This window comes from Sporofaciens sp. JLR.KK001 (assembly GCF_036941055.1).
GTDB lineage: Bacteria > Bacillota > Clostridia > Lachnospirales > Lachnospiraceae > Sporofaciens.
In genome coordinates this window covers 87,350-105,887 of record NZ_JAYMNO010000002.1, presented here as the reverse complement: position 1 = coordinate 105,887, position 18,538 = coordinate 87,350, and the positions used below count along the sequence as shown (strand labels likewise).

General features: G+C 38.7%; 15 protein-coding genes. 4 read left to right on the top strand and 11 right to left on the bottom strand.

The features are described from left to right. Positions 1–7: 7 nt before the first annotated feature. The 3 genes from VSQ62_RS25705 to VSQ62_RS25695 form a co-directional block, all read right to left on the bottom strand. Positions 8–409 (bottom strand): putative toxin-antitoxin system toxin component, PIN family, encoded by a 402-nt coding sequence (locus VSQ62_RS25705; RefSeq protein ID WP_334637906.1) that lies wholly within the window; start codon positions 407–409, stop codon positions 8–10. Next, positions 406–681 carry an AbrB/MazE/SpoVT family DNA-binding domain-containing protein gene (locus tag VSQ62_RS25700; RefSeq protein ID WP_334638517.1) on the bottom strand — a complete coding sequence of 92 codons (276 nt, stop codon included), beginning with the start codon at positions 679–681 and terminating at the stop codon, positions 406–408. The genes VSQ62_RS25705 and VSQ62_RS25700 overlap by 4 nt, the downstream gene beginning before the upstream one ends. A gap of 92 nt (positions 682–773) precedes the next feature. Next, positions 774–1,100 carry a helix-turn-helix domain-containing protein gene (locus tag VSQ62_RS25695; RefSeq protein ID WP_334637905.1) on the bottom strand — a complete coding sequence of 109 codons (327 nt, stop codon included), beginning with the start codon at positions 1,098–1,100 and terminating at the stop codon, positions 774–776. A gap of 199 nt (positions 1,101–1,299) precedes the next feature. Between VSQ62_RS25695 and VSQ62_RS25690 the strand changes: the two genes are divergently transcribed. From VSQ62_RS25690 to VSQ62_RS25680, 3 genes are all read left to right on the top strand, one after another. Beyond that, positions 1,300–4,449: a hypothetical protein gene (locus VSQ62_RS25690; RefSeq protein WP_334637904.1), complete on the top strand. Its 3,150-nt coding sequence runs from the start codon at positions 1,300–1,302 to the stop codon at positions 4,447–4,449. 408 nt (positions 4,450–4,857) lie between these two features. Then, on the top strand, positions 4,858–7,422 hold the full coding sequence (locus VSQ62_RS25685; protein WP_334637903.1) for an Ig-like domain-containing protein: 2,565 nt from the start codon (positions 4,858–4,860) through the stop codon (positions 7,420–7,422). Further along, entirely contained in the window at positions 7,419–9,188 is a 1,770-nt protein-coding gene (locus tag VSQ62_RS25680; protein WP_334637902.1) for a sortase B protein-sorting domain-containing protein, read from the top strand. The genes VSQ62_RS25685 and VSQ62_RS25680 overlap by 4 nt, the downstream gene beginning before the upstream one ends. Before the next feature lie 574 nt (positions 9,189–9,762). Here the strand turns inward: VSQ62_RS25680 and vanT are convergent. The 8 genes from vanT to vanR form a co-directional block, all read right to left on the bottom strand. Beyond that, positions 9,763–10,914: a serine racemase VanT catalytic subunit gene (gene vanT, locus VSQ62_RS25675; protein WP_334637901.1), complete on the bottom strand. Its 1,152-nt coding sequence runs from the start codon at positions 10,912–10,914 to the stop codon at positions 9,763–9,765. A 388-nt stretch (positions 10,915–11,302) separates the two neighbouring features. Next, positions 11,303–13,045 (bottom strand): IS1634 family transposase, encoded by a 1,743-nt coding sequence (locus tag VSQ62_RS25670; RefSeq protein ID WP_334635766.1) that lies wholly within the window; start codon positions 13,043–13,045, stop codon positions 11,303–11,305. A 347-nt stretch (positions 13,046–13,392) separates the two neighbouring features. Then, positions 13,393–13,857 carry an acyltransferase family protein gene (locus tag VSQ62_RS25665; protein WP_334637900.1) on the bottom strand — a complete coding sequence of 155 codons (465 nt, stop codon included), beginning with the start codon at positions 13,855–13,857 and terminating at the stop codon, positions 13,393–13,395. Further along, a complete protein-coding gene (locus tag VSQ62_RS25660) occupies positions 13,847–14,326 on the bottom strand; it encodes a D-alanyl-D-alanine carboxypeptidase family protein (protein ID WP_334637899.1) in 480 nt (159 codons plus the stop codon). The genes VSQ62_RS25665 and VSQ62_RS25660 overlap by 11 nt, the downstream gene beginning before the upstream one ends. Next, a complete protein-coding gene (locus VSQ62_RS25655; protein ID WP_334637898.1) occupies positions 14,281–14,622 on the bottom strand; it encodes a M15 family metallopeptidase domain-containing protein in 342 nt (113 codons plus the stop codon). The genes VSQ62_RS25660 and VSQ62_RS25655 overlap by 46 nt, the downstream gene beginning before the upstream one ends. Next, positions 14,619–15,680: a D-alanine--D-serine ligase VanG gene (gene vanG, locus VSQ62_RS25650; protein WP_334637897.1), complete on the bottom strand. Its 1,062-nt coding sequence runs from the start codon at positions 15,678–15,680 to the stop codon at positions 14,619–14,621. The genes VSQ62_RS25655 and vanG overlap by 4 nt, the downstream gene beginning before the upstream one ends. Positions 15,681–15,827: 147 nt before the next feature. Then, on the bottom strand, positions 15,828–16,982 hold the full coding sequence (locus VSQ62_RS25645) for a sensor histidine kinase (protein WP_334637896.1): 1,155 nt from the start codon (positions 16,980–16,982) through the stop codon (positions 15,828–15,830). After that, positions 16,960–17,655: a VanR-ABDEGLN family response regulator transcription factor gene (vanR, locus tag VSQ62_RS25640; RefSeq protein WP_334638516.1), complete on the bottom strand. Its 696-nt coding sequence runs from the start codon at positions 17,653–17,655 to the stop codon at positions 16,960–16,962. Before vanR ends, VSQ62_RS25645 begins: the two co-directional genes overlap by 23 nt. A 321-nt stretch (positions 17,656–17,976) precedes the next feature. On the opposite strand from vanR, the gene VSQ62_RS25635 reads away from it, so the two are divergent. Continuing rightward, positions 17,977–18,519 (top strand): DUF8052 family protein, encoded by a 543-nt coding sequence (locus VSQ62_RS25635; RefSeq protein WP_286153130.1) that lies wholly within the window; start codon positions 17,977–17,979, stop codon positions 18,517–18,519. Positions 18,520–18,538 lie beyond the last annotated feature (19 nt).

The window sequence follows — 18,538 nt, the reverse complement described above, 5'->3', positions numbered from 1 at the left end:
TGTCCATTTACAGAGCAAGGAAATTAGATACACCGATAATACGCGGATCAGTTACGGATGATTCTAAAAAATCCTTGTCGCCGGTAAGAAATAAATCAACATTGGAAGATAAGGCTGCACGCAGAATGGGTCTGTCTTTTGGATCCCGTATCTTGTTCTCAGATTCACAAATTTCTAAAGGGGTTGGAACTACGTGAATGATTGGTAACACAGAGTATAGGAAAGCTTCCAGCTCGGTTATTCGATTCGCAAATTTCTCTTGAAATTTGCGGTGCAGTTCATCTACTACATAGTCGCAAGTCAGCGGTTGGTATGGTGGCGTGAGTGCTTTTAGAAGAGCAGCAGCGGCACGGCCATTTGGAAATAAAGCAGCTGAAATAAATATATTAGTATCAATCATCACAGTCATTGTGTATTGTCCTCACGGCGGGAAGCGGTAATCCAGTCAGCAACGTCATCTTCATTCAAAAAACCTGCCTTCTCAGCTTCGCCCTTCATATGTTCCTGGAATCGCATCAAAGCATACACAGCGGAATTAACCACACGAACGTTCGAACCATCAACGATAAAAGTAACACGGTCGCCAGTCTCAATTCCAAGTGCCGCGCGTACATTCTTTGGAATAGTCACTTGTCCTTTTGCCATAACTCTTGCGTCATTAACAAATGTTGTTTCCATTATAATTAATCACCTCCAAAATAAAAAGTAGGGAAATAGGAATTCCCTACTTCTATTATATACAAGAGCATTGTTTTTTACAAGTCTGGATTTTGTCAGCGATTTTTAATATATTCTTTTAAAAGCAGCGCCAGCATTTTTTTCTCAGATGAGGATAGCTGACGATAAAGTGTGTCAAAATCCTTTGTCAGATATTTATCGTTATCAGAATTAACGCCCTCTAATAGAAGAGTCATGTCACAATTCAGATATTCCGAGATCGACGCCAGCCGTTCAAGGCTGATCTTAGTGATTCCTCTTTCCATCTGACTGATATATCCAACAGATACATTCATATGTTCTGCAAAATGTTCTTGTGTAGTTCCCTTAGAGAGACGTTGTGTCTTGATTCGTTCTCCTAAGATTTTGTAATCAATGGCCATCTTTTTCACCTGCTTTTGAACCATTATATTGTAAGTATGCACTATAATTAAAGAAACTAATAACTATATATTTAATTATTAGTGTTGTATAATATAGGGAAAGGGTTTATAATAAAACGTGAATAACTATATATTAAGTTATTGCTGTTTGTTTGAGGTAAAGTATATATGTGAGGATTAAGGAGAGTGGAAAATGCGAATGTGTAGAAAACAAGGAAAGAAGAGAATGATCTTCGTGCTGCTGTTGGCTCTGTTGATTTCAATGGTACGGCCGTTTGGAAGCTACGCTGACGAGCCGCGAGACGGTGCGGACGCCGTTAATGTGAATGCTGAGGAGTTAAAAGAAGATGGTTCAAATGCAGAGAAAAATGATTTGGACATGCCTAATCCAGATTCAAATGCAGAGGAAAATGATTTAGACATGCCAGACGCGGATTCAGACGGAGAAAATTCAGAGCAGCAGAAGGAGAGAGCGGGAGAATTTGAATCAGACGCCCCTGTGATTGAAAAGGTTGTATTTGAACAGAATCATACGACGGTGTCGGGAGATACAAAGATATCATTGTCTGTATATGTGTACGATGCTTCTGAAATTAAGGATATTCGGGTAAATATAACGGCAGAAGGTTCCGGGTATTCTCAATATATGGATTGGAGTAGAGGGAGCAGTGAAAAAGAATACGTCTGTACATATGAGCTTGACGGGAAGGTGTCAGGAAGAATATTAATAGACAGTATCATAGCGGTTGATGAACATGGCAATCAATCATCGGATTATGTTTCTGGTGAAGAATCGGAAAGATACTGGGTTGATATAGAGGAATCAGCGAGCGATACGATTCAAGTGAAGTCTTTTGAATTTTTGCAAAACGGAAAAACGGTGGATTTTTCTGCTTTTAGTGATATGTCTATGAAGCTTGAAATTCAGAAACCGATAGAAGAACAGAGTGTGTGGGTACGGTTTGGAATCGGCGGAAGGGGGAGATATTTTGAAGTAGAGCTTTCCGCATCGGATTTGGGAGCTTCACATAGTGTGTTTGACAAGCTGACCGGCTCATATGGATATAGTTACGAGTTTGCCGGCGGGGAATATGCGCTGACCTTGCAGGAGATCTATGCAAGGCGGGGAGATTTTGAAGAGACGGTTCCGGTAATAATGGATAATACAGAAGATTATAGCTTTATATTGAAGGTAGACGATAAAGATTTTAGGAAAAATAATTATCAGATTACTTCTGTTGATATGGATAAGGCCGGAGAAAATATAGAACCGGGGGAAGAGATCAACATTGCTGTCGGTGCAAAAGCGGGTGAAGGGATAGAACTTCCGAGATGGGGTTCAGTAACTTTTCGTGCAGCGGCTTCTGATATTGATTCCAGTGAACGAAGAATTGAGCTGGAATGGAATGAGCAGGATAGTAAATACCATGGAACACTTCTGACTGAAGACTTGTATCCATGTGAGTGGTATGTCAGTGAGATCTCCATCGGAAGTGCATATGATGATGAGACAGACGACAGTTCATACACGTATGAAGCAGGTTATCCGCTTTATGTGCGTGTTTTTAGCGGAGATACATTCGTAGATCCGGAATTTGACGCAGAGATCCAGTTTATGGCATTGGATGAAAACGGCAAATATCATTCGATTGCTGTGATCAATAAGGAGAATGTGCAGCGCCGGCAGACATTGAAGGAGATCGGAGTGACATTTCCAGATATGGGTTCAGATTATCCAGGGTTAACCCAGGTTGGATGGATGAACGGAGAAGGTATGGAGATTACAGAGGATTCGAAGATCGTTAATCTATATTATAGAGTGTATGCAAAGTATGATAAAGGAGTCTTTGGAGTTTCCTATAAATATCCGAACAATAAAGGAGAATGGAATTTTAATCAATATAAGTCAATTATTTATGAGTATGGAACGACATATGGAGAGCTGATGAAGACCGCGTGTGAATTTATGCCGGAAGATATTTTCGCGGATTATCCGTTTAGCGGATGGGAGTATGATAATGAATGGATGCATGATGAAGGTGAGATAGCCTCCGGCTGTCAAGGTGCTTTTTTGATATCGGACTTTGAGGGGATTATCGTATTAGACATTTACCGTAATTATTATGATCAGGAAGGACGGTCTCACCGTGGCAGCGAAACCTATATTGTGAAGAAGGGGACAAAAAGCGAGGATGTAATAAAGCAGTTGAATGCTTCAGACGCTCCGGCGGTATATAAAGGATTGCGGTTTAAAGGGTGGGATTCTTATGCATATCTGGGCAATTTAGGAACGGCACAGAATGGAGAAGAGTACATTATGAATGCAGTCTATGAGAATTGCTTGGTGCGTTATATCATCAATGGTTCCAGACTGATCGGCGGCGATGATGAAGGGACTGTATTCTGTCAGGTAGCGGAAAAGGGAGAGACGGTTACGGCGCTGACGTCATTTGAAGGCTTTGGGGAGATAACCTGGGATGCCGATACTACTCCGAACAAGACATTTGTTGTCAATGACCACATGACATTTTGGGGAAAAGCAGAGGATGCCTCTTCCACCGATCCGGACAAGCCGTCTAAGCCGTCCGGCGGATCAACATCAGGCTCAGAGAATAAACCGGGCGAAACGCCGGACTCTTATCTTCCGGACCGTGTGGTTGATTCGATCGTAAGAGCAGTGAATAACGCGAAGCAAGGTGAGAATATCGAGGTTAATATGGGAAGCAAAACCGTCATATCCAAAGAGATTCTGGAGGCGGCAAGAGGAAAAGACGTATCTGTAACCCTGGTAATGGAAGGGTATAGCTGGACTGTTAACGGTAAGGATATTATGGCGGCTAACCTGCAGGATATCAATCTTAAAGTGATTAAGAATACAGATCATATTCCAAATTCGACGGTAAAGGCACTTGCAGGCAGTAATCCATGTATGCAGATTACGCTTGTACATGAAGGTGACTTTGGATTCAAGGCAACATTGACGATAGGTGTAGGAACAGAACATGCGGGTAAGTATGGGAATCTGTATTATCATGACAGCGCCGGGAAGATGGTCTTCACTAACGCCGGGAAGATCAATTCGGATGGAGATGTAAGTCTGGTATTCAGCCATGCTTCAGATTATTTGCTTGTGATGTCAGATAAAGAAATGTCTCAGGCTGATGTGCCGGGGAATTTGGCGCCGGGAACAGATTCCGGTCAAAATGGGAATGTATCTGCGGGGAATGCTGGCGGTAATGTTAGAAAAAGTGTAAAAACAGGCGATGATGCCAGTGTGTATTTGTGGCTGTTGTTATGCGCGGCCGCAATAGGAGTTATGGTATACGCATCCAGAAGAAAGGCGTATTAAATATCATAGAAAGGAAAATGGAATGTAATTCGGACAAGGATGATAATCAGGATAACCAGGGCGGCTAGGGTAACCAGGGAGATGGTTCCAATAATCAGCTTGGGAATGGTAATCAGGAAAGTAATCAGAACAACCCATTGAAGGATCGGGGCAGTCAAAATGATGCCGATGGACAAACTGTAATTTCTCCAAAGACCGTAGATATGACGAATGTAGTACTTTTTATTATGATGACAATGATATTAGTTGTGCTAGCTTTGATGGCAATATAAAAAATAGGGGGAAATTATAAGCAATTTAAAAATCTCCATTTTGCTATCTTTCAGTTGATGTCATAATGAAGAATTTTATAGAATAATGATATTTTTGTTGATTATTTGGGAATAAATAAGGGAGAAAATGCTAAAAATGAAAAGAAAATGGATTACGATTTTACTTATAGTAACTTTGATATTATCAAATTGTATATCTATATGGGCAAAAGATTTATCGAAAAATGAATTGGAGGATGAATACATAGAGGAAGACAATACAGGAAAAGTTTTATTATCAGATGAAAGTGACAATAATTTGATGGTTAATAATGATAATGTAGTCGAAGAGGAAACAAACTTGGTTCCTGAAATAAGTGAGATGGAAAAAAGGGGATTTGAAAAAACTTATTTTACTGAAACTATTATAGGAACGTTACAATCTGTCAATTTAAATAATTTTACGGTAAAAATCGACGATAAAGATTATCCGGTTGGCAGTGATTTTGATATAGGTATTGCAACTGAGATATTAATTAATTACGAAAGTAAAGTTATAATTGCATTGTTGAGAGAAAATGAAATTGTATCAATGAATAATATATTAGAAGTTGTATATCTTAAAAGGGAATTATCATCAGATATAAATAATTTAATCTATTCAGATGGAAAGATAGATACAAAGCAATTCAAAGGAAAGGTAAGTTATAGTTTGGCTGTTAGGGAACCTTATTCAATTTCAGATTTAAATAAGGTGAGTGATAAGAATCTAATATCATTATCATTGGGAAATATGTATTTGAAAGCGTATGGCCATGGTCTATATTTTGAAAAGGGAGGGGTGCTTTCTCCTAATAAATCGTCCATAGAGATACAAATAAATGAAATTTTAAAATGGGGTGAGACAAAAGAATATTCGTTTGACATATATGTTGAAGATGATTATAAGCCGGAATCTGTTACTCAATCATTGACAATGGAAACAGGTGTGATTGCCGATGAAGAAAGATATTTTGATACACTACATATACCAGTAGGAAATATTGATTTACAAAGAGAACAACAAGAAGCAAAAAAAGCAGAACGTAATTCAACTGAGGAGATTTCTAAAGCAGTAGAATGTTTAGATGGACTTAATATTGCTTTTGATGATACTCGTTTAATGGAATATTTTACAAAAACTGAGGTGAACAATATTAAAAAATGTGTTACCTTGTGGGTGGCAGATATTGTTGCTTCAACAAGTTTAGTACATAACGATGATAATGGAGTTATCAATACGATAAGAAAGAAAACAGGGTTGACAGACGATGACATTATAAGTTCTATGCTTAAGAAGATGGGAGTTAATGAAAATGTGTTAACTAAAGTAGGTAATACAAAGGCTACTACTCAGATTACAGCAATAGGAAAGGATAGAAAAAAGTATACAATATATTATTCATTGGATCTGGGGTATAATGCATTTAAAGGAACTGCGCCATACGCTGGTTCTGGTACATTTAATTATTATATAATGATTGATGGAAGAAAGCAAAAATCATATGCTCCTGGCATAATAGCATATACAGATATTAATACTTTTGTAAATCATCTTCAAAAGATTGCAGAGAATAATATTAAATCTGCATATGGAGAAGTCTGGGGGAAAAAGGCTGATAAAGTTGCCGAAATGATAGTAGGAGAAACAGTTTGTAAAGTTCTGAAAAAAAGGACGGGTGGAACTTTTTCCGATAATGTATTTACTTTATTTGCTAATCAGACAACTAATTATACAAAGAAAATATCTGTACATTGCCCGGTTGATGTATACGTGTACGACGCAGATGGAAATATTTGCGGTGAAATAGTAGATAATATTGTTGACTCTTCTTATAGTTCCATTTACATGTATGTTGACGGAACAGAAAAGTATTTTTATCTTACAGAAGATGATTACACAGTCCGCTTTTTAGGAAATGATACGGGTGAGATGCAATATACTGTTGAAGAATATTCAGATGCTAGTTTGCTTCGTCGTACTGAGTATCATAATATTTTGTTAAGTGATGGGAAAGAATATTATAGCAGCATTCCAGATGCTGTATATTTAGATAATATAGTTTATGATCCGGTGATGGATACTGGAGATGTCGTGAGTCCAAGTTTGGATAGTTGGCAAGATAGTTTGGAAAAGAGGGTATCGACAAATGGTATAGCACTAAATCAATCAGAAATGACTCTTAATATTGGCAACGAATATAAGTTAAGTGCAAGTGTGATGCCGGAAAATGCAACGAATAAAGAAGTAGAGTGGATAAGCAAAGATGAAACGATAGCGTCTATTTCGGATGAAGGAGTAATTAAGGCGATAGCAACTGGAGAGACGACGATACAGAGCATGACTGTAGATGGTGGATTCGTAGCCGAGTGTCGAGTGATTGTTGCTAAAAAACAAGATTATCCATTAGATAAGCCAGGAAACGGTTCAAGTCGACCATCAACAGGAAATTTGTCAAATAAACCTGTAGATAGTACGAATGATTCTACAACTAACGTATCAATAGATACGTCCGCAGGTAATTCATTGCAAACAGATACAAATGATCGATATACTAAACAAACAACAAAAGCTGTTAGTGTTAAAACAGGTGATAATAATAAATTGATTTTATGGATATTTTTATGTACAGTTTCAATTGGTATAGCTAATTATAAAAGAAAGGAAAATGGAATACGATGATAAGAAAGAGCAAATTAGGAAAATATTTTAAAACATTGATTTTACTTGGTGCGTTAGTCGGTACTGTTGCACATACTGTTTTTGCAGAAGAGTTAGAAGATATTCCAAATGAGGAAGTGGAAGCTGTGCAAAGTGAAATAACAGAAGAGGAGAGTCAGACAGATAGTACGAAAAAACCTCCGCAAGTAGTAGGAAATAGTTTTGTATGGGAGAATGGGGAATTAAGGCTTCCTGTTGAGTTGGGTGATTATACGGAAGATGAAATAAGTATAAGTATTGCTATTAATAATGGCACGAGAATGTTATTCCCAACTTTAAAGGATAAGGTTATTGTATCTTCTGTTTTTGATTTTTATTATCCAGATATAGCGAATCATCCTTTTATGAAAAAGGGAGATTATAATGCAAAAGTGAAATTTGCATTAAAGTCAGATTACAGTGAGATTGTATCGAATGAGATAGTAATACGGGTTCTTGCTGATGAAACTAGTCGGCTGTGGAAAGCAAATCAAAAGACGGAAAAATTTGATGGAACTCAGGATATTACATTTACGTTTGCGAATGGAACAGATTATTATGCTTTGCAATCAATCGGTTCAATAGAATTCTTTGCATGGAAATATCTGGAGGTTGATGGTGAACGGTGCCATAATTTTTCGGTAGGGGAAGACTATTATACATATGATATGGATGCAGGAACTTTGACACTTAGTAAAGATACGCTTAAATATGCTATTCAGGAAAGTGCAAAATTGTGGGCGAAGTCGGGAAAAGATATCAAGGATTATCCTAAAAAAATAACAATCAATGCGCTTGGTGTAACAAAGACAGGAGAAAGCATATATTATCTTAGCAGTATAGAGGTTGTTGATCCAGAAACAGGATTTACTGGTACAGACGGAGCATGGAAAGTAGATATCACGGATTATGCTTTGAACCTTGAAGATAAGAAGACGGAATTTAATGTTGGTTCTGACCAGATTACTGTATCGGAAGAAGTTTGTTCAGTAATAGAGAATAATGCTCTCGTATATGTAAAAGAAAATAATTCCGAGAAATTTGTTGAATTAGGAGACAACTATAAGGTATCTTCTAAATTGAATCTTACGGTTCAGGAAAGTTCGGCAGTACAGCAGGAAGTAAAGGATGGATTTCAGGCTAAATTAGGAAGTAAAGAAATTATTGGACAGTATTATGATATCAATATACTGGCAGATGTATTGCAAAACGGGCAGAAGGTAGCAGGATTAGAGAATATATCTATCAATAAATTAGATCAAAAGATTACCATTAATTTCCAGATACCGGAAGCTCTCCGCAAAAGCGGACGTACCTATAAGATACTTCATTACAATAACAGTAATGAATCAGAATCAAAAGCGGAAGAACTGAAATCAGAAGTAAAGGATTGGGTTATTTCATTCGAGACAGACTCGTTCTCTCCATATGCGTTAGTATATAGCGATAGAACAGCATCATCCGGAACTGGTAAACCAAGTTTTTCTGACAAGGATGATAATCAGGATAACCAGGGAGGCCAGGGTAACCAGGGAGACGATTCCAATAATCAGCCGGGGAATGGGAATCAGGGAAGTAATCAGAACAATTCATCAAAGGATCAGGGCAGTACGAATAATGCCGATGGACAAACTGTAACTTCCCCAAAGACCGGAGATGAGGCCAATATAGTATTGTTTGTTACAATGATTTTGATGGCTTCTGTCTTCGTTGGAAGTGTCATGAGAAAGAAAAAGGCTTATAAATAATAAGAAAAGAAACGGAATTGAGGGATTCTCTTTTCCGTTTCTTTTTGGCTGCCCGCAATGTAATAAATGTTCCTAAGAATTATTATGTTAATTCAGATAAAAAGGGATTGTTCCGCTTTCTTGTGGAACCAGCAGCCAATGGATTTAAAGAATTATTGTGGCAGTCAAGAAGGTGTGAAAAAGTGCAGAAAACAATGCTCCCATGATGCGGCGTCCCTTATCTGTCACAAGATACTTTCGGGAATGGGGGATCTTCCGTATCAAGCCATGTGCACGGAGTTTAGACAGTGTGCGGCTCATTTTTCCACGCACCTTCTTCTCAGCATGGATTTTGGGGTGCAGAATGATCCGTATATCCTTATTTGTAAAGCCACGAATGAGATATTTCCCATCCGAAATTGTCTCAAACAACTGCATGGTTTTAGTGGAGGCTTTACCACTATAAAAAGAAAAGAAGAATCCCTCGACTGTACGCCATTACAGTCGGGGGATTCGTTCTTTGCCTACATGGAATTCGCCACATTTCTTTGCCTAGTGGCAGCATCAGCCGTTTCCCATAGTTTGTCAAACTTTATCATAATCCGTCGAACTCTTTCCCTTGACTTTCTTTTATTGATACTCTGCCTAAACGACTTCCTAATTGGCTTAAAATTTCATTTGATATAGTGTTTATACTATCTGCAAGGTCGGCAGCCATGATTTCACTGTGTCCGCTTTTCCCAATAAATATGGCTTCATCCCCGCAAGACACGCCCTTAATATCTGTCACATCTACCATTAACTGATCCATACAAACACGGCCGACAATGGCTGCTTTCTGCCCGTTTATCAGAGCAAATCCCTTATTTGACAATTCGCGGGGAATCCCATCTGCATATCCGACTGCAACAGTAGCAATCTGCATTTCTTTTCCAGCCTTATAATTCAGACCATAACCGAGCGCTTCGCCTTTATGTAATCGCTTTACACACGCAATTCTGGCTTTTAATGATAAAACTGGTTTCAATTTTGTATTAGAAATAATTCTATCTTTCGGAGAGCTTAATACACCATAAAGTGCGATTCCTAATCGTGCATAGTCAAATTTCAAAGCGGGATAATTCAGTACGCCATAACTTCCTTGTATGTGCGTTTTAAAATGATGTATCCCTTTTCTATGCAGCGAGTTTATTACCATATTAAATTCCTCAATTTGTTTCAGAGTAATATCCCGTTCCGCATCACTAGCTCCATCTGACATACACAAATGGGAATATACACCTGTTATCTTCAGATTCTCAAACTCCCAGATTTTACAAATCTCCTTTATATTTTCGCTTCTTTCCCCTAAGCGATGCATACCCGTATCTATTCCTATGTGGACAAAGACTGCTTGTCCAAAGTCATTCAGCAGTTTTGCGTAGGGGTAATCAACTACGGTTTGTGTAAGCTTGTACTTCACCAAATCAGAAAACTGATTTGGCGAGGTATATCCCAAAATCAAAATCTGCCCTAAAATCCCTGCTTTTCTAAGCAGGGCCGCTTCATTTACTGATGCCACGCAAAAATCTTTAATTTCCAAATCCTGCAATGCTTTTGCAATAAGGACAGCACCATGTCCATAGGCATTTGCTTTAACGGCGGGCATAATCGCACACTTAGGAGAAAGTATTTTTCTGAATTGCCTTATATTGTAAGCCAGATTGTCCATATCCAGTTCAATCCACGCCCTACCTTTTTGATACATTTCTAACTCCCCTTTCAAAAAATATTTGAATAATAAACATAGCTGCCAATGACAATAGACAGACCGAAATATATTGGAAAAAGGAATTGTCCACAAGTATTTTTGTAAGTCCTGTCACTTTAGCGATTAACCGGTGGGCAACAATTACCGCAGGATGAATAATATACAGCACCATTGAGCCATTCCGTATCCAAGCGGGAGCTTTCCCAGAAATTTCAAGCAGTAATTGAAACAAAAAATACATCACTGGCAGCAAAAAGAAATACATACTATTATGCTTTTGGATATGGAAAGAATAAGTAATCCATCCCTCTAAAAGCATAAGTAACGATGCTAACGCAAGTCCCCATTTACATCCCAAAAGTCGTATAATACACACTAAAAAAATTTAGTGCGTAGACATCCCCAATTTCTCAAGATATAGAGCATCCCGCGCGGTAATCTCCGTGTTCCATCGTTTGTTACGCAGTTCGGACGATACCTTTACCTCTTCCACAGTGTCAAACCATTGCAGCTGAAGATAAACCGGCGTATTCTCCATCCATCTTAACAGTTTCTCTTCAAGGTCAACCGTCTCTTTTGTTCTGATACCATCCTTATTCTGTTTGCCCAGAGTAGGCTTAATCTTACGTAGCTGATCACTGAAATACTCGTAATAACACAGCGATACGAATTGTACAAACATTCTGCCCCGCAAAGTATCTGGACTCCAAACACGGATACGGCTTCCATCCGCATGTTGCTTTTCCGCTTCAAAACAAGCTTCGATGGTCTCCCTTTTCCGGTAGATCCTTAAGCATTCAAAACAGTCTTTCTCCCGGTTGGAGACCAGGGTGAAATAGCCATGATATTTGTATGCCTCCTGACATTCCTTGTCCTTAAAACGAACGGTTGTCTTCTTTCCCCAGGTGCTTATCGACATATACTTTTTTACCTTCTCCTGCGCACTCCTGGAAAGCTCATCTACAGGTATGCCGTCTTCTATCATTGACTTTAATTCCATAAGGTCTGTTTCAAATTCAATCCGGTCTTCCGCCTGCCGTGAAGCATTAAAATAAATGTGAAGATACACCCGTCTTTTGAATCTTTCAACAGCGCCCTTTTCAGCGCCGCTTTTGTGGCTGGCATACTTGCGCACCTTGTCAAAATCATGCATTAACATAACTGTAACACCATGGGTTGTGGGGTCAAACGGACATACACTGTATATAGAAGAAAGTTCCTCTATACGTGCTTCTATTTCCGGCCGGATCCATTTGATGTTTGTTTTTGCCAGCGTGACAAACCCGAATCCTTTTTGGAGCATCTCAGAAAGGTTAGACTCTGAGTAGTAACCGTTATCTGTTACGATCTCGGCATGATCCACGCCAAGGACAGAAAGTTGTTTTAATGCGTTTTCGATTGACGACACATCAGGCAGGTTGCCCGGCTGTTTGGTAAATGCGACCGGCTGTCTGCTTTCAATAGAATACAGCGTAAGCAGTTTGACCGTCTTCAGTCCGTCTTTTGCTTTGTTGTATCCGTACCGTGCTTCCGGCTGCTGTCCGGAGTAAGTCGATATGGTGGTGGAATCATAAGCAATCGCTCCATGGTCCCCAAGCAATGCACAGCGCTCGTGAAAGAAATTTTGCTGCAGCGATTCATCCAACCCGATGTCATGGAACAGGGCATGGTATACATCCTCTGATATGCCGTTCACATAGGGAAGCGGATGGGTATACTGCCAGGTCTGTATTCCCGGGAGTGTTTGTCCATTTGTTGCCAGAAGATATCTTGCGAGGGAAATGATCTTCTGGGCGGTCCCGATATCTGTGGATGCATATATAGCTGCATCAATACCGGAAATAAATCCTATATGTCCTATGATATCCATCATTCCAACACGTTTTCTGGAAGCAGATACTTTCTGTGGTTTTATTGGGAGTTTGCTTCCATTAGGTCTTTTTGGGCGTGTAGGCACCTGAATTTTTTCACCTTTCGGAATTTTAGCGATGAGCTTACTGCTCACAACTTTGTTATATTTTTTAACCGGGTCATACAAGGTCTGACGCTCCATAACGTAGATATCACCGTTCTTCTGCTTAACATTTACACGTGATGTTTTGATCGTACCTGATGGTTTTGCTGGCATAACAATCTCCTTTATTTGAGTGTATATTTATATCTATCATCATTATAATACACACTCAAATAAAATCAAGCAAAAATGGCGTAAAATCGGCACTTTTTTAAGGTTCAAAGGGTGTTATGACCAATTGAAAAAGGTTTTTAGTACGTATTATCCTACTTTAGGGTTACATACCTGTTCCCCACAATGAAATTCGTCAACAGCCAGCAGCATACCGAGCAGGATATAAATTGGCGCAAAGAAAATACCGTTTCTTGTATAACTGCTGACATAGAAAATGCCAGTATATAACGTGCGTAGTAAAGGCACATTTTCTATAAGACCATAATAGGAATCACCAAATACTCCTATCACATAAGCAATGAGCGAAAAGTAAACTGCTGCCTGAACTGATTTTTTGTCAGATACGCAAGAAGAACACACCCAATAATTGCGGCGGGAAAATACCACAAATGATAGAACGTGCCGTCAAAAAGAAGCTGCTTTATAAACTCCATGATAGATTTTGGCATATTCCCAGAATATATTGAAATAGGTATATAAACAGCAGTCACAATAAGGTACAGTCTTATATTTTTAACAAGGTATTTACGGAGAGCATATTTCTTTTTAAAATTGCTAAGCACATAGGGAGCTAATACAAAATATCCTGTCGTCATAAAGAAAAATGGAACAGCAATTCTGCCAATACAATAGGTAATTAAATAATCAATTCCCTCACTCCAGACTGACAATGGCGATATATGAATTGCAATCACCATGAAAGCAGCTATTAAGCGGAAATAATCTATTCCTGCAAATGTTTTATGACGCATAATATTCCCTCCATCTACTTAAAATAGCCCCTCCCTCGTTTGTACCCGAAATCATATACGGCGACATCTCCGATACATCAAGTTTTACAGAGTGACCGCCATCTAAAAAAACATACGAAATTTCGATTTTGTCCGCTTTAGAACTGTTATAAATATAAGGATGTCTTAAATCGGTAGTTTCCTTTAAAAAGCAAATGTATTCTTCTAAAGCCATATCCTTTTCTGCCATAATGCCAGAATGGGGATAACCCACATAGCGGAAATGCCACGGTTCTGCTTCAATACCCGTTATCTGTTCTTTCCCAGACACATACCTTTCAACAAAACCGAATCGGGGAGCGGTTGCTCTGAACTCCCCACAAATCCCCGTATATGGAAAATGTGGGCAGATAAAGTCAATCTGTTCCTTGTTCTCTGCAAGGTCTATGGCAAGTCCTGTCTGATGCTCGCTATGTCTGGGCGCTGCCACATATTTTTTTGTGAAATCAAGACCGCTTTCAGCTCTAACGTATCATTCCATATTTTTTCCTGTTCTTCCTGTGTGCGGAAACCGCTTACAGCTACAATTTCATTTTTGCAATGAATTTTTGCTAATATTAGCTGTAATAAATTAGCCGCCTGCTCATTCATTTGTATTTCTGGCTGTTCCTTAATTGCTGGCTGCATATCTTCCATGCACGGGAACTTCATAAGCGGATAATCTGGCGTTACAAGTATTAAGTTCCCATGATATGTGTTGTCTTTTGTCAATTCAATCTGTGTCACTTCGATACCCCCATTTCAATCAAGCGTTCGATTACTTCATCAAATGGCAGACCTGCTTCTTTTAACATATTGGGATAACGGCTATGCTCCGTAAAGCCGGGGATTGTGTTTACTTCATTAAAATAAATTTCCCCTGCGGGAGTCAAAAACATATCCACCCTTGCAAAACAGCAGCAATTTAATGCTTTATAAATTTCAAGAGCTGTTTCTTTGATTTCTTTTGCCTTTTGTAGAGAAATACGTGCAGGTACATGAATACTGGAAGTTTTCAATGTATATTTCTCTGTGTAATCAAAAAATCCATCCGACAATTCAATCTCATCAACCTCACCCACAATCAAATTGGAATCCTTGTTCCCCAAAACTGCACATCCAACCTCAAAACCATCAACCATCTCTTCCAGAATAACGGTAGAATCATGTAGGGAGGCACTTTCAATTGCTAAAATCAAATCCTGTTCATGTAAGACTTTTGAAATCCCAAACGATGAACCAGACCGTACAGGCTTTACGAATAAAGGATAGCCAAGCTCCAGGGCTTTTTTCTGAACCATTTCCTCTGAATAATTTGTCTTAACGATAAAAGATCGTGCAGCTTTTATTCCGCTCATTTGTACGATACGATGAGCCAGTTCTTTATCCATACACAAAGCGGAAGATAATAAACCACATCCGATAACAGGAATCCCCATCAAATCCAGAACACCTTGAATTGTTCCATCTTCCCCGTTCTTTCCATGTAAAACTGGCAATGCGGCATCGAATGAAATTATCTTTAAATGATGATTGTCCAAGTAACACAACCCATGAACTGTTCTGTCAAAAGACGGAAATACTGGCGTACAGTTTTCTTCTGACTGCCAATTATCCTCCTTTATCTTTTCCAGTTCCCCTTGATACCAGTACCATTTGCCAGAGTGAGGGGCAATGCCTATTAAGATTGGTACATATTTCTTTGTGTCAATACACTTGATTACCGCATATGCTGACTGCAACGAAACTGCATATTCTGTGGAGCAGCCGCCAAAAAAAACGGCAACTTTCTTTTGTTGATTCATTATGAAGTCCTCCTTTTTTCTATACTGCTTCTCATACAAAACAAATAGCTTCTATTCAGTATTCATTCTACTGAACAGAAGCTATCCATACTTTAATATTCAATTTTCTAATTCCTAAGAAAATGCTAAGAGAGCCTATATATTTTACTAATGTGTTACAGGTAAAGAGATACGGAAAGTTGTTGATTCGTTTTCACTTTCGGCAGTAATTTTACCTCCATGCAGTGTTATGATTTCTTTTGCAATCGCCAGCCCCAATCCTGCACCTCCCGTATTCGTCGAACGTGCTTCATCCATACGGAAAAACTTCTCAAAAATAGAATTTAGCTTACCTGCGGGAATTGTCTTTCCTTTATTGCAAAAATAAATCCAAACATCCGTATCTGTGCTTTCAGCCCATATTTTAATTGTAGTATCTGGGTAACTGTAATAAATCGCATTTTTTAAAATGTTATTGAAAACTCTGGCTAACTTCATAGAATCCCCATAAACCGTTACATCTTCATCAACACATACCTCTGTTTGATTACCATGAGCATTTAACAGTGGGTAAAATTCATCTGTCATTTGAACCAACATATGACAGAGGTTTATAGATTCTTTTTCCAAATCAATTTGTTGCAGATTATATCGTGTTATATCAAAAAATTCGTTGATAAGCTTTTCTAAATGAAGTGCTTTGCTTAATGCGATATTTACATATTTTGTTTTTTGTTCTATCGGCATATCCTGTGCTTCATCCAATAATGCTAAATATCCAATAACAGAGGTAAGCGGTGTCTTTAAATCATGTGCAAGGTAAGCAATCAAATCATTTTTTCTGCTTGCTTCTTCCTTTAACATTTGTTCATGCCGCTGCATCGTGGATTTTATTTCAGACATCTGGACTGAAATTTCGGCATACTCTTTTGGGAAAATATCTATATTTCCTTTTTCTTCTATCATAAAATCATGCAGCATCACCGAGGTCGCAGTGATGGATTTTCTCACTTCTGCCTTTGCATGTAAATTTGCAACTGCAAAAGTAATTGCAATGCAGATAAGTACGATTATAATCAGAACTGTCAAGATAAATACTTTCAGCTCCGACCACAAAGGCTCTGTAACAAGAATATCTTTTCCCACATCAGCAGAATAAACCTCATGCGTATTCATGTACTTAGCCGTGAACCAGTCCACAAAAAAGCCGTTCCAAACCTTATCTACCAGATAATACAATCCAAAACAAGCAGCAATGCCGAGGATACAAGTGCCAATTAGTGTAGTTGTCTTTGAAATCTTAATTTTCAATTTTGTATCCACACCCCCAGACTGTTTTTATATATTGTGGTTCTTCAAATGAATCTCCCATCTTCTCACGAAGATGCCGAATATGAACAGTAATGGTGTTATTGCTTTTACTGAAATATTCATCCCCCCATATTTGATGAAAAAGTTCCTCCGAACTGACTACATTTCCTTTCTGCTGACACAAAATCCGTAATATAGAAAACTCCGTAGGCGTTAATGAAAGAGGCTTTTCATTTAAAGTACACTCATGCGTTTTCACATTTAGAACTAAACCAGAATGAATCAAAATATCTTCCTCTGGCTCATTTTCCACATTGTATTTTTTATATCTCCTTAGCCCAGCTTTCACACGGGCGACCAATTCTAAAGGCAAAAACGGTTTCGTAATATAATCGTCTGCCCCTAATGTTAATCCTGTTATTTTATCAATTTCCTCTCCCTTTGCCGTAAGCATTATCACTGGATAGCGATATTTCTCCCTTATCTTTTTGCATATTTGGAAACCGTTCATATCAGGCAGCATAACATCCAAAATTGCCAGATCAAGGGTTTCACTTTCAATACAAGCCATTGCGTCTTTGGCGTTATAAAATTTATATACAGTAAAATTCTCATTTTCAAGATAAAGGGAAACAAGGTCTGCTATTTCCTGTTCATCATCTACAATCAGTATTTTATTCTCCATATCAGTCCATTCCATTCCTTTCCTTTCCTTTCCTTTTGTTCTATTTTACTAAATTGCACATAAGCAATCCTGCACTTTCCAATAAGAAATTGTTAAGATTTTCCTAATCGCTGTATAGATTCAAGGTATCTCTGCGATTTCTCGGGGAACTCGGCATGAACCTAACAACGGCGTATTGGGACGTAAGCGATAAAAACAGAGCACACTCTAAAAAATCTTGCATTTCTCCCTAAAAGGTGGTAATATATAGAAGGTTTGAAAGACAAAGTATTACCAATACAGCTGCACCGCGCTGTTATGGAATGAGGAGAACAATCGAATATGACAGGTAAAGATCTATTAGAGACATTGCTTGAATCATTTCAAGCCAGCTACGATGTAGAGAGAGCTTGCGATATTAATGGGGATATCTATGAGGCATATGCCAGCTTCCGTGCTGCTAATGCCCGGTACGTCCTTGTTAAGAGCGCAGAGCTGTGGCGGGCGGAATGTTTTGAGCATGTCTTTTTTCGTATCAATAGAATGGAACTGACAGCGGAGACAGTAGATTTATTCGGCAGACAGGTTACAGATTACATCGAGCCAGAGCTAGTCCGGCATGGTGAAAAATGGCCGCCGGAGAATCACATGTACACCTACATGACCATGATATATATCTGTGAAAATGGAGTGTCAGAGGAAGCTGCAGGAAGAATCCGTTCCTTCCGGTATGTGAAGAATTATAAAATGTCAATTCGGGGATACAGTGAGGCAAGAATCCTGGTATTCGACCTGAAGAATCGTAAGCTGCTTGGGAACCGGGCGGCGAGAGAACTTGTGAAGGGCTATAAAAAGTCGGCAAAGTTCTGGCTTGATAGCATATAAATATACTATTATTTAAAAA